Source organism: Campylobacterota bacterium, assembly GCA_040752835.1.
Lineage (GTDB): Bacteria > Campylobacterota > Campylobacteria > Campylobacterales > Sulfurimonadaceae > Sulfuricurvum.
The window spans coordinates 93,027-116,634 of the sequence record JBFMGG010000005.1 but is presented as its reverse complement, the minus strand read 5'-3'; the positions used below and the strand labels follow the sequence as shown (position 1 = coordinate 116,634).

Sequence of the window (23,608 nt, the reverse complement as noted above, 5' to 3'; positions counted from 1 at the left end):
GATTAAGCGCCCATAGGCGATGCGGTTTGAAGTTCGCTCTCATCAACACGACGAGCGCTTGTCATTGTTTTGTACATGTTGTACGCGAACAAGAACATACCGATCAGATACAATGTACCACCAACTGCACGGATAGTGAAATACGGGTGCAATACAGAAACCGTATCGATGAACGAGTAAGCTAGGTTACCGAACTCATCGTGAGCACGCCACATCATACCCTGTGTAATACCTGCGATCCACATAGACGTGAAGTACAGAACAACACCCAGAGTCTGAATCCAGAACTGCGTGTTCATCAGTGATTTAGAATAGATCTCGCGTTTGAAAACACGTGGAGCCATATGGAAAAGAGCGGCCATGATCATGAACGCAACCCATCCCAGAACACCGTCGTGTACGTGACCGACGATCCAGTCTGTGAAGTGAGCCAGCGCATTGACCGATTTGATCGCCTGGATCGGACCTTCAAGAGTCGAGAACATGTAGAATGTTGACGCAAGGATCATGAATTTGATCAACGGACTTGCCGCTACCTGCTGCCATTCACCTTTCATGGTCAAGAGCATGTTGATCGCAGAACCCCATGAAGGAAGAATCAGAACTACCGAGAAAACAGAACCCATAGTCTGCATCCAGTCGGGTACAGTAGAGTAGATCAGGTGGTGTCCGCCGGCCCAGAGGTAAACAAACATCAGACCCCAGAACGCAAGCAAAGAGAGTTTATACGAATAAACCGCTTGGCCCGATTCTTTCGGGAGGAAGTAGTAGATCATCGCAACGATGGGAACGGTGAAACCGAATGCAACCGCGTTGTGTCCGTACCACCACTGTACCAGAGCGTCGTTGGTTCCCGCATACATCGAAACAGAGTGGTACCAGTTACCGATACCGCCGGAAGCGAAATACGTAGGGATAGCCATGTTGTTGAACAGGTAAAGCATAGCGATACCGAGGAACGTAGCGATGTAATACCAGATAGAGATGTAAAGCGATTTTTCACGGCGGATACCGATCAAACCGAAAACGCTCATACCCCAGATAACCCATACCGCTACGACAGCGATGTCGATCGGCCATTCGAATTCCGCATACTCTTTCGAGGTAGTGATACCCATCAAGAGTGAACCGACAACCGCTACAACAACGAGCAGATAGAGCCAGAAGTGCAGTTTACCGAGGAACATGAGGAATTTAGATTCCGCCATCGATACTTTCAAAACACGCTGACCTACATAATACCATGTAGCCCAAATACCGCTCAGGGTAAACCCGAAGATTACCGCGTCGGTATGCAACGGACGAAGACGGCTGAAGTTGGTGTACTCCGCCAACCCTTCACCCAGCATAAGATTTACTGCCGGAAATGCCATTTGCCATGCCAAAATAACACCGACGAGCATTCCGACGATTCCGAGTAACACAGTAGTAAGCATAAACATCTTAGCGACCGTGTAATCATACTCCAATGGACGATTCTCCATTTACGACCTCCTTAAAGATTCAAAGCATAAGAGCCTGATTAGGGCACCCCTGAAAACCGTAAAAGCCGATTTTCAGGGGTGCCCTTAACACTTTTGTAACAAAAGTAGGCTATTAGACACTCTAATAATAGCAATCGCAGTATTTAAGGAATCTTAAATTTTTAAAGGTTTTTCGCCATATGAAAACTTAACGATAAATTTAAGGTTTTATACAGAATAAGGAGAAAAAAAGTAACACAGAGAGATATCCGGGGGAAGAAATCGCTGATGGGGCGGTCGCTGCCGCTCCGAATCAGCGCTGAACGAGCTGAAGGAAGTCGGTAAAAATGGTGCGGGCCTCTTTCGGTCCCGGGCTCGATTCGGGGTGGTGTTGCACCGAGAAGACGGGACCCGTTTTGTAGCGAAGCCCTTCAATCGTATTGTCGAAGAGGTTGATATGGGTCACGTCGGCGATTTCGCGCACCGATTCGGGAACGTTGTAGTTGTGGTTCTGCGCCGTGATCTCGACCATTCCCGTTTTGACGTTTTTAACGGGGTGGTTCCCGCCGTGGTGGCCGAATTTGAGTTTGTGGGTATCGTACCCGTGGGCGATGCTGAGCAGCTGGTGCCCGAGGCAGATGCCGCACAGCGGAACTTTACGCTCGATCAGTTTTTTGATCTCGGCTTGTTCCTTTTTCAGGACCAGCGGGTCTCCGGGGCCGTTGGAGAGGAACACGCCGTCGATCTCTCCGGCTTCATAGCGCTTGATCAAATCGTCTGCATTGAACGTGTTGGGAAGCACTTCCACTTCGAATCCCACTTCGGTGAGTTCGTTGAGGATGTTGCGTTTTACCCCGAAATCGATCGCGGCAAGACGCGCTTTGGCTTCAGAGGCGTCGTTGTAGCGGAACGTTACGGGATCGTAGACGCCGTCACGGTGTTTGTAGGGGCTCTTCGTGCTCACTTCCTCGATGTAGTTGATCTCTTCGATGCGCGGAGAGCTTTCAAGCATTTTTTTGAGTTCGCCCTTGTCGCTTACCTTTGTAGAAGCGATCATCATCATCGCCCCTTCGGTACGGAGCATTTTCGTGATGAAACGGGTGTCGACTTCGCAGATCCCGATAATACCGTGTTTTTCGAGAAAAGTGTGCAGAGCCTCTTCGGCGCGGAAATTCGAGTATCGCGCCTGGTATTGACGGACGATGATCCCCTTGCAGTGGGCACGGGTGCTTTCCATATCTTCGGCATTGACCCCGACATTCCCGATTTCAGGCATCGTGAAGGTCACAAACTGCCCCGCGTAGGAAGGGTCGGTGATGATCTCCTGGTATCCGCTCATAGACGTATTGAAAACGATTTCACCGACGGCGGTGGTGTCGGCACCGAAACTCTTCCCCTGCAGGTAAGTGCCGTTTTCAAGATAAATCCATACGTCGCGCATCATGCGATCCCCCTTCGTACCAGCTCTTCTTTGTAGAGTTTGTCGTAAACGATCTCAAACTCGTCGGTCCCGGGAATGAGATGGCGCTTGTAGCTTTTGATTTTCTGGAATACGGCCGATTCGATCTCGGCCGTATCGGCGATCGATGCGGTGATCGCGTCGTAAATGACGTTTTTGATCCGGTTTTCGCTGACGTCGTAACGGATCAGGTCTTCTTCATAAAGGGCGTCGAGAATCTGGTGGGCAATGTCCGAATAACGGTCTTCGTACGAAAGGATGACGCCGAATTCCGGAGCCAGTTTCTTTTTGATCATGAAAAAAAGCTGGCGTTCGTCGGCAAGGTAGAAATCGATCTGCTCTTCGTTGGCGTTGACGATCTCTTTGACTTTCTCTTCGAGGGCCATCTCTTTTTTGATGTTGGCAGCCAAGACCGATTCCGCTTCTTTTGCGGCACTTTCCAGCCCTTTGGTCATCGTGACCAGCCCGCTGCGGCTTAGATCAACGGCAATACGCGTTGCGATGTGGGGTACGTGTGTCAGTGAAACCTTCATTGCCTGCCCTGAGTGGAATTTTTGCCATTTTATCCCAAAACACCTCTAAAATGGCTTAGGCGGCAGTGGGATTAGGGCTTTGGTTCGGGAATAGCCTTGAGTTTCGCGGTAATTTCGGACCCTTTTTTCGGATCCATTTTCGCCAGAATCTGCCCTACCACTTTCGTATTGAGCGTGCTCATGATCCCGGCGGCTTCGTCGGCACTCATTTGCGATAGAATCTGCGCTGATGCGGCGGGCTTCATTTTGGCAAATGTCTGGGAAACTTTGTCGGCTTTGAGCTGCTTGATCTCGTCGAGCACTTTTTTGTTCTGCTCGAGCATCTTTTTCACCGAGGCTTCCTTGGCCTTGATCTCGGCCAGTTTCTGGTCCACCTTGGTGTCTTTCCCTTTGATCATCGCCTCTTTTTTACGGAGGAGGTCTTCGGTCGCCCGCTTGAGCGCGTCGAGCGACTGGCGCTGCTCGTCGATCCGCTCGAGTTCGACGAGCAGTTCGTTTTTACGGTCTTCAAAGATTTTCGTACACTCGTACGACTTGGTATTCGGGGCGGCGAATACCGCTGATGCGAGTATCGATACGATCCAGAAAGGTTTCATTTGTTATCTCTTTTATAGGTTAGTGTGCCGATTTCGTCAAGCATTTTAGCTTCTTGCGCCTTGATTTTTTTGATCTTGGCGTTTACTTCCTGCACTTCGAGATAGCTGAACTTCTCGAATTCGATCCGTGAGACGTTAAACCGTTCGCGCATCATACGCTGTTTTTCCTCAGCCTCCTGCAGAGCCGTTTTACACCGTTCGATAGTCTCGTGCTGGGTCCGGATCATCAGTTTGGCCTGGGAAAGGTCGCGGACGGAGCCGCTTTGGGGGAGGTGGAGGGTGGCAAGGATTTCATAAGCGCGGTTGAGGCTGTGGCTGGCCCCAGCGACTTCGTTATTCGCCGCGATCAGGGCGCGTTCGGCCTCTTCGAGATTCTTTTTTTTCAGTTTGACCAGAGGCTCGTAACGCGATTTTCCCATAACGGCTCCTTGTCGCGGTCGTTATAACGTAATGGTATCGTTCCGGTCGGGCGATGTCGAGATCATGCCAATCTTGGTTCCGGTAAACGCTTCGAGCGCTTTGAGATACTCCTGCGCCTCTTTGGGGAGAGCATCAAAAGAGCGGACGCCGACGGTGCTCTTCCATCCCGGGAACGTTTGGTAGACCGGTTTGACGTTTTCAAGATCGATCGGCAGGTAGTCGATCACTTTGCCGTCAACTTCGTAGCCTACGCACACCTGGATTTCATCGAATCCGTCCAGAACGTCGAGCTTCATGATGGCAAGTTCGTCACACCCGTTGAGGCGGCTGGCGTAGCGGCAGGCTACCGCATCGAACCATCCGCAGCGGCGGGGACGCCCGGTGGTAGTGCCGAACTCGTGTCCCTGCTGACGCAGTCTCTCACCGATTTCACCGTGGTCTTCGGTCGGGAAAGGGCCGTTACCGACGCGGGTGCAGTAGGCTTTGACGATCCCCGTCACTTTACCGATGTCTTTGGGGTTGATTCCCAGACCCGTACATGCTCCGGCCGAAATCGTCGAGGAGCTTGTAACGTAGGGATAGGTTCCGTGGTCAATGTCGAGCATCGTCCCCTGCGCCCCTTCCAAAAGGATCTTTTTCCCTTCATCCATCATTTTCCACGCCATCTGGGTCGTGTTGGCGAGGAACGGAACCAGTTTTTCTGCATAGCCGTTCAATTCGGCCACCAGCTCTTCACGCGATGGCAATTCGATAGAGAGCGCTTCGAAAATCGCTTTGTTCTGGACAAAGTACTCCATAACGCGCGAAGTCAGCGCCTCCACATCCCGCAATTCGCCGAGGCGGAATCCCGCGCGGGCGATTTTTTCGCTGTAAGCAGGTCCGATACCGCGGCCGGTGGTACCGATCGCTTTTTCACCGCGCAGCTTTTCTTTGGCCTGGTCGATCAGCGTGTGAAACGTCAGGATCATGTGGGCCGATTCGGATACGTACAAACGTCCCAGAAGGTTCTCAAACTGCTTCATCTCTTTGATGAGCGCTTCTGGGGAAACGACGACACCGTTTCCGATGATGTTGACCGCGTCGGGGTTCAAAATCCCCGAGGGGATCAGGTGCAGGGCATGGGTTTTGCCGTCGACGACGATCGTGTGCCCGGCATTGTGCCCCCCCTGATAGCGGGCGACGACGTCGTATTGCTGTGCCAGCAAATCGACGATTTTCCCTTTTCCTTCATCTCCCCACTGAATTCCTACGATTAAATCCGCTTTCATGTAAATCCTATCTTTATTGGTGTAATGCGTCGATCAACGCATCGGTGTAAATGGCAAAACCGACCGAAACGGTTTCGTCGCTTTTGTAGCGCCCGCCCATGGCATACGTTTCATTTTTTTCGATAACCCGGAAAAAAAGCTCGTCGTAATAAAGCATTTTGGCGTAATACAACGGCGCCACGACGACGTTGGGATAATCAAGCTCCGCGCACAGTTCCTTGATTTTGAGCAACTCCGCTTTGATCGCGTCGGGAACGATTGCGACAACCGCATCGATTTCGTCGGGGTGCTGGAGATAAACCAGGCGCGTCAGCCATTCGATTTTCAGAGCGAGAAACTTTTCGATGTTGACGTGGCGGAAATCATCGAGTTCCAGTTCGAGCGTCTCCGAAAGAATACGCGGAATATTGATGTTCGAAATCTGCAACAGCGGTGCGATGCCCAGTTTTTTCACAATCCGCGTCGCCTGCGTCAGTGCAGCGGAAAGGTTCGGTTCGCCGATGATCTCGACCCCGACCTGATACTGCTCATTGGCCGGATAGCGGTAGACCGGCTGGATGTAAAACCATTTTTTATGCTCGGTGTTGCCGCCCAGGCGTTTGTTGACGATCCGAACGACGTCGATCGTGGAATCGGCCCGCAGGCTGATCGGATGATTCTCGCTGTCATTGACCCGGATCAACTCGCGCTGATCGCAGACACTCATGTGCTGATGATATGAAAACAACGGGGTAAGGATCTCTTCAAACCCCGCTTCGCTGAGTACTTCGCTGGCGGTATTTTCGATACGGCGCTTCGTTTTGGCCGTGCCGGCGAAATAGAGCTTCGAGCCTTCGGGGATTTCGTGTTCAAAAACCATAACGATCAGAGCCCGAAGTAAACGGTATTGAAAACACGGTTGGCCGTTCCGTCATAAGGGCGGCGGCCCATTTTGGCCAGTGCAAGTTCCACGCCGTTGACGACCCATGCCGCTTCGTACGGGGCGATCAGCCCCATGTGGTTGATACGGAAAATCAGTTCCTTGATATGGTCCTGTCCGCCCGCTACGTTGACCCCGAGCTCTTTTTTGAGGATCGAGCGGATCGTTTTGGCCTCCGCATCGTCCACCGTCGTCATCGAATCGGCCGGACGTGCGGGGTACAGATGCAGCCCGATCGCTTCCATCGCGGCGCGGGTCGCTTTCGCGCGTGCGGCGGTATCGGCGTAAAGCTTCTCTAGTCCCCCCTCGGCCTTGATACGGTTGAGGACGCTTTCGAGCCCGATAATCAGCGTTGTCGCCGCCGTCCATGCGGTGGTATTCTTACGCTGGTTCTTGATCTCGGTCGCGAGGTTGAAGTAGTACCCTTTGCCCGCACCGATTTTTTCGATGGCGGCGTTAGAGAGCCCCATGATGGCAAGTCCCGGAGGGAGCATCAACGCTTTCTGGCTGCCCGAGATGAGACAGTCGATATTGCTTACGTCGATTTTTTCAACCCCGACCGCCGTGATGCCATCAGCAATCACCATGATGGAAGGGTTGTGTGCTTTGACCGCCGCGGCGATCTCCTCGACGCTGTGGCGCAGACCGCCCGCACTCTCACAGATCTGGATCGCGATGGCGTCGATATCGGGGTTGGCGGCGAGTGCCGCTTTTACTTCCTCGACGCTCGCGGGGGTATTCCATTCGTGTTTTATCTCGACGTTCGCAATCCCGTGGGCGAGGGCAATTTTCCCGAAACGCTCACCGAATTTTCCGGAGTTGATCGAGAGGAGTTTGGAGTGGGCCAGGTTGATTACGGCCCCCTCCATCGCGCCCGTTCCCGAAGAAGCGAGCATCAAGACCTCATCCATCCCCATAAGCTCGAACAGCAGTGCGCGGGTGCGTTCGAAAATCGCTTCGAATTCAGGGGTTCGGTGGTGGAGCGTTTCGCCCGCCATCGCGATACGTACCGATTCGGGTACCGGGGTTGGGCCGGGGGTAAAAAGTAACATAGAGTCTATCCTTACTCGGAGTGCAAAATAGCGATATTATAGCCAAAGGGAAGTTAGGGGAGGTTTAAGCTAAAATTCCCTCAAAAGAAATGAAAGAGTTTGAATGACACTGTTTGACGCACTTTTGCTCGGAGCCCTCGAAGGGGTGACCGAGTTCCTTCCGATCTCTTCGACCGGACACCTGATCCTCGCTTCGCACCTGCTGGGTCTCGAGCAGACGAACGCCCATAAAGCGTTCGAAGTCTCGATTCAGCTGGGCAGCATCCTCGCCGTTTTATTCCTCTACACCCAGCGCCTCCTGCAAGACCGGATGCTCTGGTTCAAAATCGCCGTCGCGTTTTTACCCGCGGGGGTTTTGGGGTTTTTGTTCTACAAACAGATCAAGGCCCTTTTCGGGGTCGAAACGGTCAGTATCATGCTCGTTGCGGGGGGAATCGTCTTCCTGATCATCGAATACCTCCGCCGGAACGAACCGATCGATGCGGGAAAAGATGTCTCGGAACTCACCTTTAAAGAGGCGTTTACGATCGGGATTTTCCAGAGCCTTTCAATGATTCCCGGGACGAGCCGTTCGGGTGCCACCCTTATCGGCGGCCTTTTTATGGGGCTGAGCCGTAAAAGCGCGGCGGAGTTTTCGTTTTTGCTCGCGATCCCGACGATGGTGATCGCCACCGCCTACGACCTCCTCAAACACCGCAACGAAATGGTCGTCGAGGACTGGTCGATGCTCTCGATCGCGTTTATCACGGCGTTCGTCTTCGCACTGGCGACCGTCAAGGCGTTCGTCACCTTTGTCAGTCGCCACACCTTCGTCCCCTTTGCGATTTACCGGATCGTCGTCGGGTTGGTTTTCTTCTATCTGATTACGGAGCTTCCGGCCTAACGTCTCAGGAATTTGATCTGATCGATCAGGATCTTTGCCAAAGAAAGCGCCTGCGAGCGGTGTGACAGCCCTTTCTTGACGTCATCGGGGAGTTCGCCGAGCGTTTGGCCGAACCCTTCGGGGATAAACATCGGATCGTATCCGAACCCGTTCTCTCCCCGCGGCGCGGTAATGACGCGGCCGTGCATCCACCCGTGCACACATCGCTCCCCCTCCCGGGAGACGACGGCGATGGCGGCGGTGTAGTGGGCTTTGGATTCGCCGATCCCTTTGGCCCGGAGCGCTTCGACCAGCTTGTTCAGGTTATCTTTGTCCGTGGCGTTTTCGCCGCCGTAGCGGGCACTGTAAATTCCCGGCTCCCCTCCCAGCGCATCGACGCTGATCCCGCTGTCGTCCGCGATCACGACGGCGTCTGCATCGCCCAGCGCCGCATAGACCGCGCGTGCCTTGATCAGGGCGTTGGCGGCAAACGTTTCACCGTCCTCGACGATCTCGAACCCTTCCATGAGATCGGTATAGGGGAACACTTCGCGATCGTGCAGCAGTTCGACGATTTCGCGCACTTTTCCTTTGTTCGAGGTAGCCAAAACGATTTTCATTCCGATTCCTTAGAGAAGACTTAGCGATGAGAGCGGTGCGATTCGCCTCATCCGCAAATGTACTATAATGGCAAAAATTTTAGCGGAACTAAGGTCATAACGTGTTTAAAACGGTTTTACCCCTCTCGGCAATTCTCTCCCTGCGCTTTTTCGGTCTTTTTCTCGTCCTGCCGGTCCTCTCGGCCTATGCCCTTCATCTTGAAGGGGCTACCCCGTTTCTGATCGGGGTCATCGTCGGCGGATACGCCCTGACGCAGGCGATTTTCCAAATCCCTTTCGGGACAATGAGCGACCGGCTGGGACGCAAACCGACCCTTCTGCTGGGGCTGGTGATCTTTCTGGTCGGATCGATCATCTGTGCGGTCAGCACCGACATCTATACCCTGATGATCGGACGTTTTCTCCAGGGAGCGGGCGCGATCGGCGCGGTTATCCCCGCCATGATCAGCGACCTGGTACACGAAGAGCAGCGCGGGAAAGCGATGGCACTGATGGGGGGGACCATTGCGATCAGTTTTGCCGCGGCCATGGCGCTTGGACCCGTCATCGCCGCGCAGGCGGGGTTCGCCTCCCTTTTCTGGATCACGGCGGCCCTCGCGATCGTTTCGATGGTGATCCTCTTCACCAAGGTTCCCACACCGCCGCGCATACGCCATATCTATCACTCCAAAACGACGACGCGCGACATCCTCGGCGACAAGAATCTCCTCAATATGATCATTATCAACGGGATGCAAAAAGGGCTGATGACCGTCGCGTTCGTTCTGATCCCGATTCTCCTGACCCAGAAGGGCTACGGATTCGAATGGGACAAGGCCGAATTGTGGAAAGTCTATCTCCCGGCACTCTTGGCGGGTCTCGTGGCTATGGGACCTGCGGCGGTTTTCGGCGAAAAGCACAACAAACCCCGTGAAATCTTTCTGGTCTCGATCGTCTTGTTCATCGTTTCGTTCACCCTTATGGGATTCGCGACCAAAGGGTGGGAATTCGTTCTGGGCGTCGTGGCGTTTTTCATCGCCTTCAACATGATGGAACCGCTGGTGCAGTCGATGATCAGCAAATTTGCCCGCGTCCACCAAAAAGGGGCCGCACTGGGGATCGCCAACGGGTTTGCCTACCTGATGACGTTCATCGGGGGGGCGGTCGCGGGGCTCGCGCTGCAGTACGGCGGTCGCGAAACGTTTGCGGCGGCACTCGTCGTCGTCACGACGCTGTGGCTGCTGTGGACCTTTAAAATGGCCAATCCACACCGCTATTCACACCTTTTTCTCCCCGCCGGTCAGGTCGACATGGAGAAACTGAACGCGCTGGAGCATGAGCATATCGCCGAATGGTACATCAACGAAACCGAAAACGTCGTAGCGGTAAAATATCGCAAAGACAAGGTGAATGAAGAAGAGATTAAAATGAAGATCGTCAAATAAAGGAGGAGGGCATCGCCCTTTTCTCAACGCGTTGATGCCCGGATTGACCCGGGTGAGCGCTTTAGAGTTTAATAACGCGGACCTGCGTTCCGGCTTCGAGTTCGCTGTCCTCTTCACCGCAGATCATCAGTCCCGAATTCCCAAGCAGATTGGTCAGAATCGCCGAACTTCCGCTCTTTTTCCCTTCGAAATCGACCCAGTAGCGCCCGTCGGAAAAAGTCAGGTTGCATGCGGCAAATTCGCTTTTGTTCGAACGCTTCGCAAACGTGGTCTTCAGGGTCGCCTCAATCGGCTCGAACGGGTTTTCGACCCCGCTCATCCGCGCAATCAGCGGAGCGGCGTACAGGATGAACGTCACCGTCGAGGAGTAGGCGAAGCCGGGGAGTGCGACGATGAATTTCTCGCCGCGCTGCGCGACCAGCACGTGTTGTCCGGGCTTGATGTTGACCCCCTTGAAGATCACATCGGCTCCCAGCCGAGGGATGATATGCTTGACAAAATCGTAATCCCCGACGCTCACTCCCCCCGTCGTCACGACGATATCGGCAGAGCGAAGCGCCTCTTCGAACCGCTGCTCAATCGCTTTTTTGTCATCCCCTACGATTCCCAGCTGAACGCATTCTCCCCCGGACTGCTCGATGAGGGCCTGGAGGGTATAACTGTTGGAGCTGCGGATCTGCCCGGCATGACGCGACTCTTCCCCGATATCGAGGATTTCGCTTCCGGTGGCCAATACGGCCACTTTCGGGCGCTGCGCGACGCTTACCATCACACGGTTGATTCCCGCCAGGACACCGATCTGGGCAAATCCCAGACGGGTCCCCCGTTCGATAAGGGTTTCACCGCAGCGGTAACTTTCCCCTACCGGACGAACGGCAAACCCGATCGGAACCGGTTTTTCGATCACGATTTCCCCTTCGCTCACCCGTACGTTTTCGATCGGGATCAGGGTATCGGAACCTTCGGGCATCAACGAACCGGTAAACGTCTTGATGCACATCCCGGCGATCACGCTGCCGATTTTTTCGCTACCGGCCGGATTGTCCCCTTCGATTACAAGGGTGTCGAATTCGGCCAGATCGGCATGCCGGATCGCATAACCGTCCATCGCCGAGGTCGGATGGGCGGGATAATCCTCAGACGCTACAATGTCCTCGGCCAGAATGCGGCCCAGCGCATGACTGAGAAAAACCCGCTCGCTCCGAACGCTCCCCACTCCCAGCAGCGAGAGCATGTTCTGCGACGTCTCGTACGAGATCATACTCACGATTTTCCCCCCAGAAGGCCCGAACCCTGAATCGGGGTCGATCGGTCACGGGCGTAGAGGCGTTCGCCGTTTTTAAGATCGTATTTCCAGATCGGCGCGGAAGCCTTGAAGTCTTCGACGAACGCTTCGATCGTCTCCAGCGCGACGCGGCGTTTAGGGGAAAACACGGCGGCGATGTAGGACGATTCGTGTACCATCACGTCCCCCCGGCTGTGGGCCATTTTGAGGGTTGCCCCCATCGGAGCGGCTTTGGCTCTCCACGCATCGAACCACGATGCGAGTATCGGTTCGTAGACGTCGAAACTGAGTCCTTCGATACCGTCTTCTTCGCGCACCGTTCCGACAAAAGGGATGTAGGCGCCGTAATTGTTTGCCGATTCCTCCGCATACCAGCGGGTCAGGATTTCGGGAACGTTGAGAGGACCGTCGTAGAGTTCGAGCACATCAGCCTCCGCAAACCGGCGGGAGAAGCGACACTTTGTCTCCCGGCTGAAGCGGCGTATCCAGCGTTGCGACGAGGGCGTCGTTGACCGCAACGGCACATGATTCGAGCCAGTCCGAAACATCCGCGTCGTTTTTCAGCGCATCGGCGACGTCGCGCAGCGATGCGGCCTCAAGACTCAGCGGAGCCTTTGCGATGGGTCCTAGAAATTCGATGGTGACCATGATGATTTCCCTTTTGGGCGGTATCGTTTGGGGCCAATTATATCGAAAGAGAGCTAACAGAGCTTTGTTAGCCTTGGATTAGTATAATATTTTTTTGATTCCACAAGAGGGACCCCCGTGATCTTCGGAAAAATCGATTTTTTGAACCTTTTGCCCTTCCACGTTTTTATCAAACGCTACGCACGGACGCTCCGGTTCCATCAGATTCTCCACTACCACCGGGGGGTCCCCTCGGCCCTTAACCGCGATTTTGCCATGCGGCGGATCGACGCGGCGTTCATCTCGAGCATCACCGCCAAAAACTGTCGCCATTTCGGCGTCGGGATCGTGGCGCAAAAAGAGGTGTTGAGCGTCCTCTCCCTCCCCTCGAACACCCTCAAAAAAGATGCCGATTCGGCGACCTCCAACCGTCTTTCCCAGATACTCGGAACCGACGGGGAAGTGCTGATCGGGGACAAGGCGCTGCGCTATTACTACGGCGGCGGCGAACACTCCGATCTGGGCGGGCTCTGGCACGAGAAAACGGGGCTCCCTTTTGTCTTTGCCCTTTTATGCACCCATGAGCACCCCGACGAGCTCAAGCGCCTCAGTCGCGCATTCGTCAAAACCAGAATCCGCATTCCGTACTACATTTTGAACGAAGCCGCCCGCAAAAGCGGGCTGACGCCCAAACAGATCACCCATTATCTGACCTACATCAGCTACCGCGTCGGCGAAAAAGAGAAAAGAGGCTTGAAAAGGTTTGTGAAGGAAGCGAAGGAGAGAAACCTCTCCCCCAGCCTGCGGGAGATTCGTTACCGCTGAAGAAGCGCGTCGATGCGCGCGAGGGTTTCGTCCAGCCCGATGATCGCCATCACGCTGTCCAGACCCGGGCCCGCCAGGCGTCCCATCAGCGCCAGGCGAAGCGGCTGACCGATTTTGCCGAATCCGATCCCCATCTGAGCGACCACCTGATCCATCACGTGGTGGTAGTCGCTGGGGAGATGGAGCGCCTCGGAGGCTTTAAGGGCGGCGGCGAACGTACGGAGGATTTCGGGGCTCTCCTCCTTATAGGCTTTTTTCATCGCCGCTTCGTCGAAGTCGGCCGGACGGTTGATGATCTCGTTGATGAGAGCCGCCATCTCGACGAGGGTTTTGGAACGCTCTTTGACCGCATCGAGGAGAATTTCGCGCTTGTCGTGGCTGACCAGCATCACCCCGTGGAATTCAAGCAGCTCGCACAGCTTGTCGTTGGGGGTGTTTTTGATGTAGTGGGCATTGAGCCAGTCGAGTTTTTCGACGTTATAGACCGATGCCGAACGGTTGATGTCGCTGGGATCGAAGAGTTCCAGCATCTCCGGGAGAGAGAAGATCTCCTGGTCCCCGTGGCTCCATCCCAGCCGGACGAGGAAATTAAGCAGCGCTTCGGGAAGATACCCCAGATCTTTATACGCCATGACGTCGGTCGCACCGTCGCGTTTGGAGAGTTTTTTCCCTTCGCTGTTGTGGATCATCGGAACGTGGTAGAACTTCGGAACGGCAAACCCCAGTGCCTCGTAAACCACCATCTGTTTGGGGGTATTGGAGAGATGGTCGTCCCCGCGGATGACGTCGGTGACCCCCATCAGCGCGTCGTCGACCGCGACGACGAAATTGTACGTCGGCGTTCCGTCGGCACGGGCTATGATGAAATCGTCCAGGATGTCTTCGACGTTGAAGACGACATCCCCTTTGACCCCGTCACGCACGGTAAGGGTTCCGCTCAGCGGGGCTTTGATCCGGATGACCGCTTCGCGCCCTTCGGGAGGGGTGCCGGTAAAATCGCGGTAACGGTTGTCGTATTTAGGCCGTTCTTTGCGTGCGGTCTGCTCTTCGCGAAGCGCTTCGAGCTCTTCTTTGGACATGTAGCAGCGATAGGCTTTCCCCTCGTCCAGAAGTTTCTGGGCATACTCCTGATAGATCGCGAGGCGCGAAGACTGGTATTCGATCTCCCCGTCATGCTCCAATCCGACCCATTTGAATGCTTCGACGATGGCACGCGCCGCCGCTTCGTCGTTACGGCTGAAATCGGTGTCTTCGATCCGCAGCAGAAACTTTCCGTTGTTGCGTCGCGCCCACAGGTAGCTGAGCAACGCGGTGCGCAAACCGCCGATATGCAAATATCCGGTGGGGCTGGGGGCAAATCTGGTCACAACCATCGACAATCCTTTTTGAAACAATGGCGAGATTTTAGTTAAGGCTATGTTAAAAGCGGGTAAAATAGAACAACTTTGACCCAGGAGATTCGATGCGTTCCCTTACCCTTTCGGCAGTGTTGGCCACCTTTTTATGGAGCGCTCCCGTCGGGGGCGTGAGCGTTTTGGTCAAAAACAGCCCGATCACCCTCTATGAGATCGAACAGGAGATGAAACAAAGCGGCACAAATGCCAAACAAAGTGCCGACACCCTGATCCGCAAAAAACTTGAACAGCTCGAAGCGCAGGAGAAAAAAATCACGGTCACCCCGGCCGAAGTCAGCGAAGAGATCGCCCGCATGGCGGCTCAGAACAATCTTTCGGTGGAGCAGTTTCTAAACGCGATGCAGACGGTGCGCGGAATCGGTGAGAAAGAGCTCAAAACGAAAGTGGAAGAGACGCTCAAAGGGCAAAAACTCTATCAGAGCATCGCTTTTTCGAAAATGGGTCAACCCACGAGTGAGGAAGAGGCCGAATACTACCAGCTGCACCTGGATGAGTTTTCCCGCCCCGAAAGTTTCGAAGTGACGACCTACGTCGCCGATTCGCAGCAGTCGCTGCAGGCCAAAATTGCCGATCCGATGCGCGAAGTGCCCAACGTCCGCAGCAAAGACGAAACGATCGCTTTTGGGGCAATACACCCCCAGCTGGCCCAGATCCTCAACAAAATCCCCGAAGGGCATTTCGGGCCGATCCTCCCCAACGGCAAAAACGGCTTTATGGCGTTTTACATGAAAGACAAAATCAACGTCGTGACCGAAAACCTCGATTCGGTCCGCCCCGAAATCGCCAACGCGATCCTGGCCGAAAAACGGAACCAGGTCCTCAACGACTATTTCACCCGGCTGCGCCTCAGCGCCGACATCAAGGTGCTCCGCCTTCCCGAATGACGCGAAGGGGGTTTACCCCTTCACCATGTCGTTGAGTATCGCGAAGAGTTCGCGGCTTGCTTTTTCGGCTTCCTCGAAGCAGGCGATGATCTTTTCATCCCGTCCCTCGCTCTCTTTTTCCAGCAGTTCCATCGCTTTTCGGATTTCGTCGTGAACTTTTTTGTGCGGACCGCTCATGCGTCCGTACGCATCGGTACCGCCGAAGACCGTTTTCCCGTCCCCCTGTTCGTACCACTGCCCGAGCGCGCATCCGTGGTGGTCCCCGAAAGCGTGTGAAGATTTCCCTTCGAATCCCGCTTCGTAAGCATGCGCCTTGAAGATCATATGATCGATTTTGGCCATATTGGTGAAAATCTCGTGACTGATCGTCTGGTTGTCCTGCTTGATTTTTTCGACGTTTTCGATCAGGCGGGTCATCACCTGTTTGAACTCGTCGAGTCTGCGGGCGGAATCGACGGCATATTCCTCGACCCGTTCGCTGTTTTCGAGCATCCCGACCGAATTTTGCTTGAGGACGCTGATGTTCGCTTCCACCTCGCTGGTCGCTTTCTGGGTCCGCTCGGCCAGTTTGCGCACCTCGTCGGCGACGACGGCGAATCCGCGGCCGTGCTCGCCGGCACGCGCCGCTTCGATCGCGGCATTAAGCGCCAGAAGGTTCGTCTGGTCGGAGATATCCTTGATCAGGGTGATGACGTTGGAGATTTCGCTGACATTGTGGTTGAGCTGTTCGGAATTCTCCCGCGAGTCGTTGATCATTTCGGTAATGTCGGTCATACTCGCCATAATCGCATCGGTCTGCGCACTCACCTGATCGACGACCACCCCGGTTTCGGCATTGAGGGCATTGACGTCGTTGAGATCTTCAATGCTGCTCTCGAGGCTGTTGCGCAGACTTCCGGCATTGTCGATCGTTCCGCCGATCATGCCGTGCGCAAGTGCGAGCGACATCTGAATCTTGCGCACCTGCTCTTCGGTACGGGCTTTCGCCTCGGAGGCTTCGGCCGCCTGCTGTTGAGCTTCGCGCGCGATCGCCTCGACTTTTTCGATAAAGACGTTGAAACTCTCCGCCGCCTTGCCGATCTCGTCGCGCGAGGTGACGCGCAGCCGTTTGCTCAGGTCCGCATCGCCGCTGGCAAGTTCCTGCGCGATCTCATCGAGGTGCTCGATCGGTCCCGTAACGGCGCGACGGATGATCGCGATGAGCAAAAAGAGGATCACGACGTCGACGAGCGCCATGATGACGACCTGCCGCAGAAGCGAATTTTCCGATTCATTGACCAGCGCTTCGACCGTTTCGAGTTTTTTGCCCGAAAACGCATACCCGATCCGCTCCCCCGAAAAATCGCTGATCGCGATCGGGGTGACGTAATAGCCTTCGGTCACGAAAGGACCTGAGGCAGGGTCGAACGTAGCCGATCCAAGCTCGGCGAGAAACGATTTGTCGACAACGTCTTCTTTCACCGCCAGGGTATGGGCACTGCCCACCTTAGGCGCTTTTTCAAGCTCGTTGGCGGTATCGAGATGTCGGTTGTCGATCGCGACGATCACTTCGGTTCCGAAGTTCTGGCGCAGGTCCTTGACCACCGAATTAAGCCCCTGCATGAACTCCACCGAGCCGATGTACTCGCCATTGGACGTGATCGGAGCGATCCCGCGAAGCTCGAGTCCCGCAACCCCGATCTCGATTGCGACCAGAGGCTTGCGCGTCTCCTTGACGGCTAGGATCGTTTTACGGAATCCCGAAAGGTCGTCGCCGTATTTGTCAGGCTTCCACGCCCGGAGGAAGCTGCGCACGTCACGGTCATGGACGTGTATCTTGATGTTGCCGAACTTGGTGTTTTCCTTGAACTCTTTGGAAAGCGATTTGAGGCTCGCCAACGTCTGTTCGCGATTTTCCGAGGCCAGGCCGCCGACGACCGCACTGTTTTTGGAAATGCTGATCGCATTGGTGATCCCGACGTTTTTCTTCGCTTCGATCGCTTCTTCATACACGGTCGTCATCTCTTTGCTCTGCGCCGCGTAGACGTTTTCGCGGATCTGATCGACCGATACCCAGTAATTGAGCAGTACGATCACAAACCCGATCGCAATCGACGCCACAAGCGGAATATGGACCTTTTGGGAGATACTCCAGTTCTTCATTGACACCCTTTATTCAAGAATCATAATCTATCCTATCAGGTTACTGCAAAATTGTAAAATTTACGTAAAAAAGAGTAAAAAAGGGGTGAGGAAAAGCGGGCGCCGGCGTTAGCCGTTGTAGCGCTCGAGGTATTTGGTATCGAAGTTGTTCGATACGAAATCGGGGTTTTTCATCATTTTGAGATGGAAAGGGATTGTCGTTTTGATCCCGGTAATGGTAAACTCGCTCAGCGCGCGGTGCATCCGCTCGATCGCATCATTGCGGTCTTTGCCGTGAACGATCAGTTTTCCGATCATCGAATCATACGTCGGGGGAACGATGTATCCCGCATGCGCGTGGGTGTCGATCCGCACGTTGCGTCCTCCCGGGGCAATCCACTGCGTGATCTTTCCGGGGCAGGGGAGGAATTTGACGGGGTCCTCCGCCGTGATGCGGCACTCGATCGAATGGCCGGTGAGCACGACGCTCTCCTGCGGAGGGAGTGCCTCCCCTTCGGCGACACGAATCATCATCTCGATCAGGTCGAGGCCGCTGACCATCTCGGAGACGCAGTGCTCGACCTGAAGGCGCGTATTCATCTCCATGAAATAGAAGTTTTTATCGGCATCGAGGAGGTATTCGAACGTACCCGCCCCTTCGTATTTGATGTACTTGGTCGCGCGAACCGCCGAGGCGTGAAGCTCCGCACGCACTTCGGGAGTCAGGGCGATCGCGGGGGACTCCTCGATGAGCTTCTGGTGGCGGCGCTGCATCGAACAGTCGCGTTCCCCGATGTGCAGAACGTTGCCGTGGCTGTCGGCGATCACCTGCACCTCGATGTGACGGGGGTTTTTGATGAATTTCTCCATGTAGATCGTGCCGTCTCCGAAGGCGCTGATCGCCTCGGCTTCGGCCGCAAGGAACGCATTTTCGATATAGCTCTCGTCTTCGACGACCCGCATTCCGCGCCCGCCGCCGCCGGCGGCGGCTTTGAGGATGACCGGGTAACCGACCTCTTTGGCACGCACCTTGGCCTCGGCGATGTCTTTGATCGCACCGTCAGACCCCGGAACAACCGGAACGCCCGCGGCGATCATCACCTCTTTGGCTTTCGATTTGTCCGACATCATCACCATGACTTCGGGGGTCGGTCCGATAAATTTGATCCCGTGATGGGTACAGATTTCGACGAAGTGCTGGTTTTCGCTCAAAAACCCGTATCCGGGGAAAACGGCGTCGCATCCGCTGATTTCGGCGGCGGCGATGATGGAGGGGATGTTCAGGTAGCTCTGGGAGCTGGGTGCCCCCCCGATGCAGATCGCCGCGTCGGCAAGCTTCAGGTAAGAGGCGTCTTTATCGGCCGTCGAATAGACGGCGACCGCTTCTTTACCCATCTCTTTGATGGTACGGATGGCACGCAGGGCGATTTCACCCCGGTTGGCCACAAGAATACGTTTGATTTCCGCCATGATTAGAGTTTCTCGACCGCGAAAAGTGGCATATCGTATTCAACCGCCTGACCGTCGGAAACGAGGACGCTGACGATTTTGCAATCGAATTCGGCTTCGAGCTCGTTCATGATTTTCATCGCTTCGAGGATTGCGATGACCTGCCCTTTTTTGATGCGGTCGCCGACTTTGACAAACGGAGCCGAATCGGGCGAAGGGGCCGCGTAATATGTCCCTACCATCGGAGAAACGATCATGTCGCCCGTATGGGCCGCCGCCGGAGCCGCCGCTTCAGCCGGTGCCGAAGGGGCAACCGCCGCAACCGGAGCCGCCGCAACCGCCGCGGGAGCGGCCGCCATAACCGGTGCCGCAACGACACCCGTGTTTTTTTCCAGTTCGATTGAAAAAGAGTCCTGAGTGATTTTCAATTTTGAAAGAGTACTGGCGTCAAACTCTTGCAAAAGGCTTTTGATTTGTTTCATATCCATCGAAAAAAGCTCCTAAAAGTAGGGTAAGAGATGTGCTATACTACCACAAATTATTTTAACAACGGATATAGCATGGGTCTTAAAAGCGACGGATGGATTCGGGAAAAAGCGCTCAAAGAGGAGATGATCACCCCTTTTTGCGAAGATCAGGTCGGCGTCGGCGTCGTCAGTTACGGGCTTAGTTCGTACGGTTACGACATCCGGGTGAGCAACGAGTTCAAGATCTTTACCAACCTCAACTCGACGGTCGTCGACCCCAAACATTTCGACGATGCGAACGTCGTCGATTTCACCGGCGACGTCTGTATCGTCCCCCCCAACTCGTTTGCCCTCGCCCGCACGGTGGAGTATTTCAAAATCCCCCGCGACGTCCTGGCGATCTGTCTGGGGAAATCGACCTACGCCCGCTGCGGCATCATCGTCAACGTAACCCCTTTCGAACCCGAATTCGAAGGGCACATCACGATCGAGATCTCCAACACGACCCCGCTTCCCGCCAAAATCTATGCCAACGAGGGGATCGCCCAGGTACTGTTTTTGCAGGGTGACGAAATGTGCGAAACGAGCTATAAAGACAAAAGCGGAAAGTATCAGGGGCAAGAGGGGATCACCCTTCCGCGTATTTTAAAATAAGAAGTGGTAAAATTTCGAAAATCCATCCGATAAGGAATCCCGATGCTACACGAATACCGCGACATCATCACCCATATGAAACAAAACGATGCGGCGAATGCCCACTTTTTGAAAATTTTCGACCGCCACAACGAACTTGACGACCAGATCGCCAAAGCCGAAAACGGCGAAGTTCCGATGAGTGATCTCGAAATCGAAAAACTCAAAAAAGAGAAACTGCTTCTCAAAGACGAAGCGTACGCGATGATCGTCGAGTACAAAAAAGCGCACAACCTCTAAGATATTCTTTCGACGCCGAAGGGGCCGAAGCTCCTTCGGCGACATTCGTCTTTTCCCAACCTGATTTTTCGTCTCTCCCGTTTTTCTGTCTTACCCATTGAGTTTTTTTTTAGCTTCGTCCTGATACGATTACCAACGTTTACCCAAGGAGCATGCATGACCCCAGCACCGTCGTACAGCGCGCTTGCCGAATTCGGCCGTGCGCTGCTCAACCGCCCTTCCCTGCAAGAGGGGCTTCCGATGATCTCCGAATACGCCAAGCAGGCCATCGGTGCCGAACGGTGCTCGATTTTCGTCTACAATCCCAAAATCCAGATGCTCTGGACCACCCTCTCCGACGGAACGGGGAAGATCATGGTTCACAAAGACGACGGGATCGTCGGCCATACGGTCAAAGAGGGCAAGCCTCTGCTCGTCAACGATCCTTACGAGGATCCCCGGTTTCTCCCCCTGATCGACAAAAAAACGGGTTTCGTGACGAAAAACATCGCTTCAATCCCGATTTTCGATTCGAACCGCCAAATCATCGGGGTGTTCCAGCTCCTGAACAAAGAGGGGGGATTCGACCGCGAAGATGCCCGTTTCATGATCTTTTTCGCCCATTACATCAGCGGTTACCTCGAACTGGCCATTTTGTTCGACGACGAAGCGACACTGCTGGCAAAGGGGATCGAATGAGCCTGGAAATGTACAAACGGATCGCCGATTTCGGCAAAAAACTCTCTTCGCTCGAGCAGATCGAGAATACCCTCCCCACCATCGCCGAAGAGGCCAAGGCGATCGTGGGGGCGGAACGCTGTTCAATCTTCATCGTCGATTACGACGCGAAAATGCTCTGGACGAAGCTCTCCGACGGCATCGGGCGGATCGCCATCGGCATCGATGCGGGCATCGTGGGAGAGACGGTGAGGGCCAAGGCGGCCCAGCGGGTGAACGATCCGTACGAACATCCCAATTTTCTGGTCAAAATCGATGAAAAAAGCGGCTTCGTGACCCGCAATATCCTCGCCGTCCCGATTTTCAGTTCGATGCAGGAAGTGATCGGCGTCATCCAGCTCTTGAACAAATACAGCGGCGATTTCGCCGAAACCGACGAGGGGATCATGACTTTTTTCGCCAATTACATCAGCGGAACCCTCGAACTCGCTTTGCTGATGGAGCAAAAGAAAACGTTATAACATCTCCCGTTTCAGCCAGTGCGAAAGGACATAAAGCCCCCAGACGTGCTGCTTGAAGCGTCCCCGGCGCGCCATATCGATGTATTTTTCCACCACTTCGGGGCGGAAAAGCCCCGTCTGGTCGTTCACTTCGGCGATAAGGCCGATCCTCCCCGAGGCGATCAGCCACTCCATGTAGGGATTCGAAAATCCTTTTTTCTTCCGGTCGATCACTTCGTCGGGTAGATAGCGGCGGGCCGCCGCTTTGAGCAGCCCTTTCGTTTTCCCCTCCCCGATTTTCACCGACGGATCGACGGAAAACGCCGCCTCCGCCAGGCAGTGATCGAGAAACGGCGTGCGCGCTTCGAGCGTATGGGCCATCGACACCCGGTCGAGTTTGGCAAGAAAATGTTCGGCGACGAACACTTGGAGATCGACGTACCCGTACCACTGCGCCGGATGGGTGTGGGCACTCCCCTCGAAAAGCTCCCGGTAAAGGCGGAGGAAGCGCAGCGACTCGTTGTCGCGGACATTGCGCCGCAGCAACATGTTCTGCTGCAGGTCGGTGAACTTTTCCCCCGACGTGCGGAAAAGCAGCGTATCGTCGAACACCCGTTTGTACCACTCCCACTCGCGGTTCATCGAAAAGTGGGCGTGAAAATATTTTTTGAGCCAGTTTTTATGGTGCAGCGAAGCGGCGTTTTCGATGTCGAGGTATTCGAAATACTGCCGGTATCCCAAAAACAGTTCGTCGCTCCCCTCCCCGCTGAGAACCACTTTGTATCCTTCCGAAGAAATCCGCCGCATCAGCAGGTACAGAGGCAAAGCGGCGGGGTCGTTGAGCGGTTCGTCCATATGATCGAGCATGTCGTCGAGGTGGGTGTCAAAATCGTTTTGCGACATTACCACCTCGGTGTGTTCCAGCCCCAGATACCGCGCGGTTTGAGCGGCATTGGAGCGTTCGTCGTAGGCACCGTATTCGTCGTAGCCGAGGGTAAACACGGGGAGTTTCGTCCCCTGCGACGCCGCCACGGCGCAGATCATGGCGCTGTCGAGCCCCCCCGAAAGGAGCGCGGCGGCGGGAACTTCGCGCGGGAGGCGCATCGCAACCGAACGGTGAAGGTGCGCGTCGAGCGTATCAACCGCTTCGTCCAGCGACCTCAGCGCCGAAGAAGGGGCATCAAGCAGGGTGTAATAGCGCCGGCGGGTCACCTCCCCCTGCTCATAACACAGCCATTCCCCCGCCCCGAGCTTCTCTATCCCCTCGTAAAACGTATGCGGCGCGACGGGGGCGAGAAAGGAGAGATACGAGTGAAGCGCCTCGGAATTAAGCCGCACCGAGGGGAGAAAAGGTTTCAGCGCCTTGATCTCCGAAGCGAAAAAAAAGCCCCGCTCCCCCCGATGGTAAAAGAGGGGTTTTTTGCCGAAACGGTCGCGGACAAGATAGAGTTTCTCCCCATCGAGGAGGGCAAACGCGAACATCCCCTCCAGATGTTCAAGGCATCCGATCCCCCATGCCTCGTAAGCGCGCAGCAGCACCTCCGTATCGCTGCGGGTTTCCCACTCTCCCCCGAGTTTTTCCCGCAGCCGCGCATGGTTGTAAATCTCGCCGTTGAAACTGACCAGCACCTTCCCGCGCCGCATCGGCTGGCGGGCACGCGGGTGCAGGTCGGTGATCGAGAGGCGCTGATGGGCGAAAAACACCCCCGCTTCTTCGACGGTGCCGCAGTGATCGCGGCCGCGATGGGAAATCCGCGCCAGGGCCGCGCGCGCCTGATGGGGAGAATAGTCGCCGATGATCCCGAATACGCCGCACATTCCGTCCCTTT

General features: G+C 54.9%; 25 protein-coding genes. 8 read left to right on the top strand and 17 right to left on the bottom strand.

Going from position 1 to position 23,608, the window contains the following annotated elements:
• Positions 1-2 precede the first annotated feature (2 nt).
• The 8 genes from ccoN to AB1763_03745 form a co-directional block, all read right to left on the bottom strand.
• Complete coding sequence (gene ccoN / locus AB1763_03780; protein MEW5831937.1) at positions 3-1,484, bottom strand: cytochrome-c oxidase, cbb3-type subunit I; 1,482 nt, start codon at positions 1,482-1,484, stop codon at positions 3-5.
• Positions 1,485-1,776: 292 nt separating this feature from the next.
• Complete coding sequence (gene carA, locus AB1763_03775; protein MEW5831936.1) at positions 1,777-2,904, bottom strand: glutamine-hydrolyzing carbamoyl-phosphate synthase small subunit; 1,128 nt, start codon at positions 2,902-2,904, stop codon at positions 1,777-1,779.
• Positions 2,904-3,455, bottom strand: coding sequence for a DUF507 family protein (locus AB1763_03770; GenBank protein MEW5831935.1), 552 nt, complete (start codon positions 3,453-3,455; stop codon positions 2,904-2,906). Before AB1763_03770 ends, carA begins: the two co-directional genes overlap by 1 nt.
• Positions 3,456-3,526: 71 nt before the next feature.
• Positions 3,527-4,051, bottom strand: a complete 525-nt coding sequence (locus AB1763_03765) for a PDP protein (protein ID MEW5831934.1) — start codon at positions 4,049-4,051, stop codon at positions 3,527-3,529.
• Positions 4,048-4,470 (bottom strand): flagellar FliJ family protein, encoded by a 423-nt coding sequence (locus tag AB1763_03760; GenBank protein MEW5831933.1) that lies wholly within the window; start codon positions 4,468-4,470, stop codon positions 4,048-4,050. The genes AB1763_03765 and AB1763_03760 overlap by 4 nt, the downstream gene beginning before the upstream one ends.
• 21 nt (positions 4,471-4,491) lie before the next feature.
• On the bottom strand, positions 4,492-5,739 hold the full coding sequence (locus tag AB1763_03755; GenBank protein MEW5831932.1) for an adenylosuccinate synthase: 1,248 nt from the start codon (positions 5,737-5,739) through the stop codon (positions 4,492-4,494).
• 13 nt (positions 5,740-5,752) lie between these two features.
• The gene (locus AB1763_03750; protein ID MEW5831931.1) at positions 5,753-6,598 is read right to left on the bottom strand and encodes an ATP phosphoribosyltransferase regulatory subunit; all 846 of its coding nucleotides are present in this window, start codon (positions 6,596-6,598) and stop codon (positions 5,753-5,755) included.
• A 5-nt stretch (positions 6,599-6,603) separates the two neighbouring features.
• Positions 6,604-7,710 carry an aminotransferase class V-fold PLP-dependent enzyme gene (locus AB1763_03745; protein ID MEW5831930.1) on the bottom strand — a complete coding sequence of 369 codons (1,107 nt, stop codon included), beginning with the start codon at positions 7,708-7,710 and terminating at the stop codon, positions 6,604-6,606.
• A 103-nt stretch (positions 7,711-7,813) separates the two neighbouring features.
• On the opposite strand from AB1763_03745, the gene AB1763_03740 reads away from it, so the two are divergent.
• Positions 7,814-8,593 (top strand): undecaprenyl-diphosphate phosphatase, encoded by a 780-nt coding sequence (locus AB1763_03740; GenBank protein ID MEW5831929.1) that lies wholly within the window; start codon positions 7,814-7,816, stop codon positions 8,591-8,593.
• Here AB1763_03740 and rdgB read toward each other — a convergent pair.
• A complete protein-coding gene (rdgB, locus tag AB1763_03735; protein MEW5831928.1) occupies positions 8,590-9,192 on the bottom strand; it encodes an RdgB/HAM1 family non-canonical purine NTP pyrophosphatase in 603 nt (200 codons plus the stop codon). The genes AB1763_03740 and rdgB overlap by 4 nt on opposite strands.
• Before the next feature lie 101 nt (positions 9,193-9,293).
• Between rdgB and AB1763_03730 the strand changes: the two genes are divergently transcribed.
• Positions 9,294-10,616: an MFS transporter gene (locus AB1763_03730; GenBank protein MEW5831927.1), complete on the top strand. Its 1,323-nt coding sequence runs from the start codon at positions 9,294-9,296 to the stop codon at positions 10,614-10,616.
• A 61-nt stretch (positions 10,617-10,677) separates the two neighbouring features.
• On the opposite strand, the gene glp is transcribed toward AB1763_03730, so the two are convergent.
• The 3 genes from glp to AB1763_03715 are packed head-to-tail and all read right to left on the bottom strand — an operon-like array spanning position 10,678 to position 12,549.
• Entirely contained in the window at positions 10,678-11,877 is a 1,200-nt protein-coding gene (glp, locus tag AB1763_03725) for a gephyrin-like molybdotransferase Glp (GenBank protein MEW5831926.1), read from the bottom strand.
• A gap of 2 nt (positions 11,878-11,879) precedes the next feature.
• Positions 11,880-12,326 (bottom strand): molybdenum cofactor biosynthesis protein MoaE, encoded by a 447-nt coding sequence (locus AB1763_03720; protein MEW5831925.1) that lies wholly within the window; start codon positions 12,324-12,326, stop codon positions 11,880-11,882.
• A 1-nt stretch (position 12,327) separates the two neighbouring features.
• On the bottom strand, positions 12,328-12,549 hold the full coding sequence (locus tag AB1763_03715) for a MoaD/ThiS family protein (GenBank protein MEW5831924.1): 222 nt from the start codon (positions 12,547-12,549) through the stop codon (positions 12,328-12,330).
• A 117-nt stretch (positions 12,550-12,666) separates the two neighbouring features.
• Here AB1763_03715 and AB1763_03710 point away from each other — a divergent pair, with 117 nt between their 5' ends.
• Positions 12,667-13,353: an MqnA/MqnD/SBP family protein gene (locus tag AB1763_03710; GenBank protein MEW5831923.1), complete on the top strand. Its 687-nt coding sequence runs from the start codon at positions 12,667-12,669 to the stop codon at positions 13,351-13,353.
• On the opposite strand, the gene gltX is transcribed toward AB1763_03710, so the two are convergent.
• Positions 13,344-14,726: a glutamate--tRNA ligase gene (gene gltX, locus AB1763_03705; protein MEW5831922.1), complete on the bottom strand. Its 1,383-nt coding sequence runs from the start codon at positions 14,724-14,726 to the stop codon at positions 13,344-13,346. The two genes, AB1763_03710 and gltX, sit on opposite strands and share 10 nt — an antisense overlap.
• Positions 14,727-14,815: 89 nt before the next feature.
• Between gltX and AB1763_03700 the strand changes: the two genes are divergently transcribed.
• Positions 14,816-15,652, top strand: a complete 837-nt coding sequence (locus tag AB1763_03700) for a peptidylprolyl isomerase (protein ID MEW5831921.1) — start codon at positions 14,816-14,818, stop codon at positions 15,650-15,652.
• 12 nt (positions 15,653-15,664) lie between these two features.
• On the opposite strand, the gene AB1763_03695 is transcribed toward AB1763_03700, so the two are convergent.
• The 3 genes from AB1763_03695 to accB all read right to left on the bottom strand — a co-directional run bounded on the left by AB1763_03695 (position 15,665) and on the right by accB (position 19,710).
• Entirely contained in the window at positions 15,665-17,794 is a 2,130-nt protein-coding gene (locus tag AB1763_03695) for a methyl-accepting chemotaxis protein (GenBank protein ID MEW5831920.1), read from the bottom strand.
• 108 nt (positions 17,795-17,902) lie between these two features.
• Positions 17,903-19,243: an acetyl-CoA carboxylase biotin carboxylase subunit gene (locus AB1763_03690; protein ID MEW5831919.1), complete on the bottom strand. Its 1,341-nt coding sequence runs from the start codon at positions 19,241-19,243 to the stop codon at positions 17,903-17,905.
• Between the two features lie 2 nt (positions 19,244-19,245).
• Complete coding sequence (accB, locus tag AB1763_03685; GenBank protein MEW5831918.1) at positions 19,246-19,710, bottom strand: acetyl-CoA carboxylase biotin carboxyl carrier protein; 465 nt, start codon at positions 19,708-19,710, stop codon at positions 19,246-19,248.
• Between the two features lie 72 nt (positions 19,711-19,782).
• On the opposite strand from accB, the gene dcd reads away from it, so the two are divergent.
• The 4 genes from dcd to AB1763_03665 all read left to right on the top strand — a co-directional run bounded on the left by dcd (position 19,783) and on the right by AB1763_03665 (position 21,800).
• Entirely contained in the window at positions 19,783-20,343 is a 561-nt protein-coding gene (gene dcd / locus AB1763_03680; GenBank protein ID MEW5831917.1) for a dCTP deaminase, read from the top strand.
• A 42-nt stretch (positions 20,344-20,385) separates the two neighbouring features.
• Entirely contained in the window at positions 20,386-20,622 is a 237-nt protein-coding gene (locus AB1763_03675; GenBank protein ID MEW5831916.1) for a DUF465 domain-containing protein, read from the top strand.
• 156 nt (positions 20,623-20,778) lie between these two features.
• Entirely contained in the window at positions 20,779-21,300 is a 522-nt protein-coding gene (locus AB1763_03670; protein ID MEW5831915.1) for a GAF domain-containing protein, read from the top strand.
• Positions 21,297-21,800, top strand: a complete 504-nt coding sequence (locus AB1763_03665; protein MEW5831914.1) for a GAF domain-containing protein — start codon at positions 21,297-21,299, stop codon at positions 21,798-21,800. The genes AB1763_03670 and AB1763_03665 overlap by 4 nt, the downstream gene beginning before the upstream one ends.
• Here AB1763_03665 and asnB read toward each other — a convergent pair.
• A complete protein-coding gene (gene asnB / locus AB1763_03660) occupies positions 21,795-23,597 on the bottom strand; it encodes an asparagine synthase (glutamine-hydrolyzing) (protein ID MEW5831913.1) in 1,803 nt (600 codons plus the stop codon). The two genes, AB1763_03665 and asnB, sit on opposite strands and share 6 nt — an antisense overlap.
• Positions 23,598-23,608 lie beyond the last annotated feature (11 nt).

What these genes read in the sequence shown, in the direction of transcription:
- ccoN (MEW5831937.1), bottom strand. Translation starts at nt 1,484, where the DNA reads ATGGAGAATCGTCCATTGGAGTATGATTACACGGTCGCTAAGATGTTT.
- carA (MEW5831936.1), bottom strand. Translation starts at nt 2,904, where the DNA reads ATGCGCGACGTATGGATTTATCTTGAAAACGGCACTTACCTGCAGGGG.
- AB1763_03770 (MEW5831935.1), bottom strand. Translation starts at nt 3,455, where the DNA reads ATGAAGGTTTCACTGACACACGTACCCCACATCGCAACGCGTATTGCC.
- AB1763_03765 (MEW5831934.1), bottom strand. Translation starts at nt 4,051, where the DNA reads ATGAAACCTTTCTGGATCGTATCGATACTCGCATCAGCGGTATTCGCC.
- AB1763_03760 (MEW5831933.1), bottom strand. Translation starts at nt 4,470, where the DNA reads ATGGGAAAATCGCGTTACGAGCCTCTGGTCAAACTGAAAAAAAAGAAT.
- AB1763_03755 (MEW5831932.1), bottom strand. Translation starts at nt 5,739, where the DNA reads ATGAAAGCGGATTTAATCGTAGGAATTCAGTGGGGAGATGAAGGAAAA.
- AB1763_03750 (MEW5831931.1), bottom strand. Translation starts at nt 6,598, where the DNA reads ATGGTTTTTGAACACGAAATCCCCGAAGGCTCGAAGCTCTATTTCGCC.
- AB1763_03745 (MEW5831930.1), bottom strand. Translation starts at nt 7,710, where the DNA reads ATGTTACTTTTTACCCCCGGCCCAACCCCGGTACCCGAATCGGTACGT.
- AB1763_03740 (MEW5831929.1), top strand. Translation starts at nt 7,814, where the DNA reads ATGACACTGTTTGACGCACTTTTGCTCGGAGCCCTCGAAGGGGTGACC.
- rdgB (MEW5831928.1), bottom strand. Translation starts at nt 9,192, where the DNA reads ATGAAAATCGTTTTGGCTACCTCGAACAAAGGAAAAGTGCGCGAAATC.
- glp (MEW5831926.1), bottom strand. Translation starts at nt 11,877, where the DNA reads ATGATCTCGTACGAGACGTCGCAGAACATGCTCTCGCTGCTGGGAGTG.
- AB1763_03715 (MEW5831924.1), bottom strand. Translation starts at nt 12,549, where the DNA reads ATGGTCACCATCGAATTTCTAGGACCCATCGCAAAGGCTCCGCTGAGT.
- gltX (MEW5831922.1), bottom strand. Translation starts at nt 14,726, where the DNA reads ATGGTTGTGACCAGATTTGCCCCCAGCCCCACCGGATATTTGCATATC.
- AB1763_03700 (MEW5831921.1), top strand. Translation starts at nt 14,816, where the DNA reads ATGCGTTCCCTTACCCTTTCGGCAGTGTTGGCCACCTTTTTATGGAGC.
- AB1763_03695 (MEW5831920.1), bottom strand. Translation starts at nt 17,794, where the DNA reads ATGAAGAACTGGAGTATCTCCCAAAAGGTCCATATTCCGCTTGTGGCG.
- AB1763_03690 (MEW5831919.1), bottom strand. Translation starts at nt 19,243, where the DNA reads ATGGCGGAAATCAAACGTATTCTTGTGGCCAACCGGGGTGAAATCGCC.
- accB (MEW5831918.1), bottom strand. Translation starts at nt 19,710, where the DNA reads ATGGATATGAAACAAATCAAAAGCCTTTTGCAAGAGTTTGACGCCAGT.
- dcd (MEW5831917.1), top strand. Translation starts at nt 19,783, where the DNA reads ATGGGTCTTAAAAGCGACGGATGGATTCGGGAAAAAGCGCTCAAAGAG.
- AB1763_03675 (MEW5831916.1), top strand. Translation starts at nt 20,386, where the DNA reads ATGCTACACGAATACCGCGACATCATCACCCATATGAAACAAAACGAT.
- AB1763_03670 (MEW5831915.1), top strand. Translation starts at nt 20,779, where the DNA reads ATGACCCCAGCACCGTCGTACAGCGCGCTTGCCGAATTCGGCCGTGCG.
- AB1763_03665 (MEW5831914.1), top strand. Translation starts at nt 21,297, where the DNA reads ATGAGCCTGGAAATGTACAAACGGATCGCCGATTTCGGCAAAAAACTC.
- asnB (MEW5831913.1), bottom strand. Translation starts at nt 23,597, where the DNA reads ATGTGCGGCGTATTCGGGATCATCGGCGACTATTCTCCCCATCAGGCG.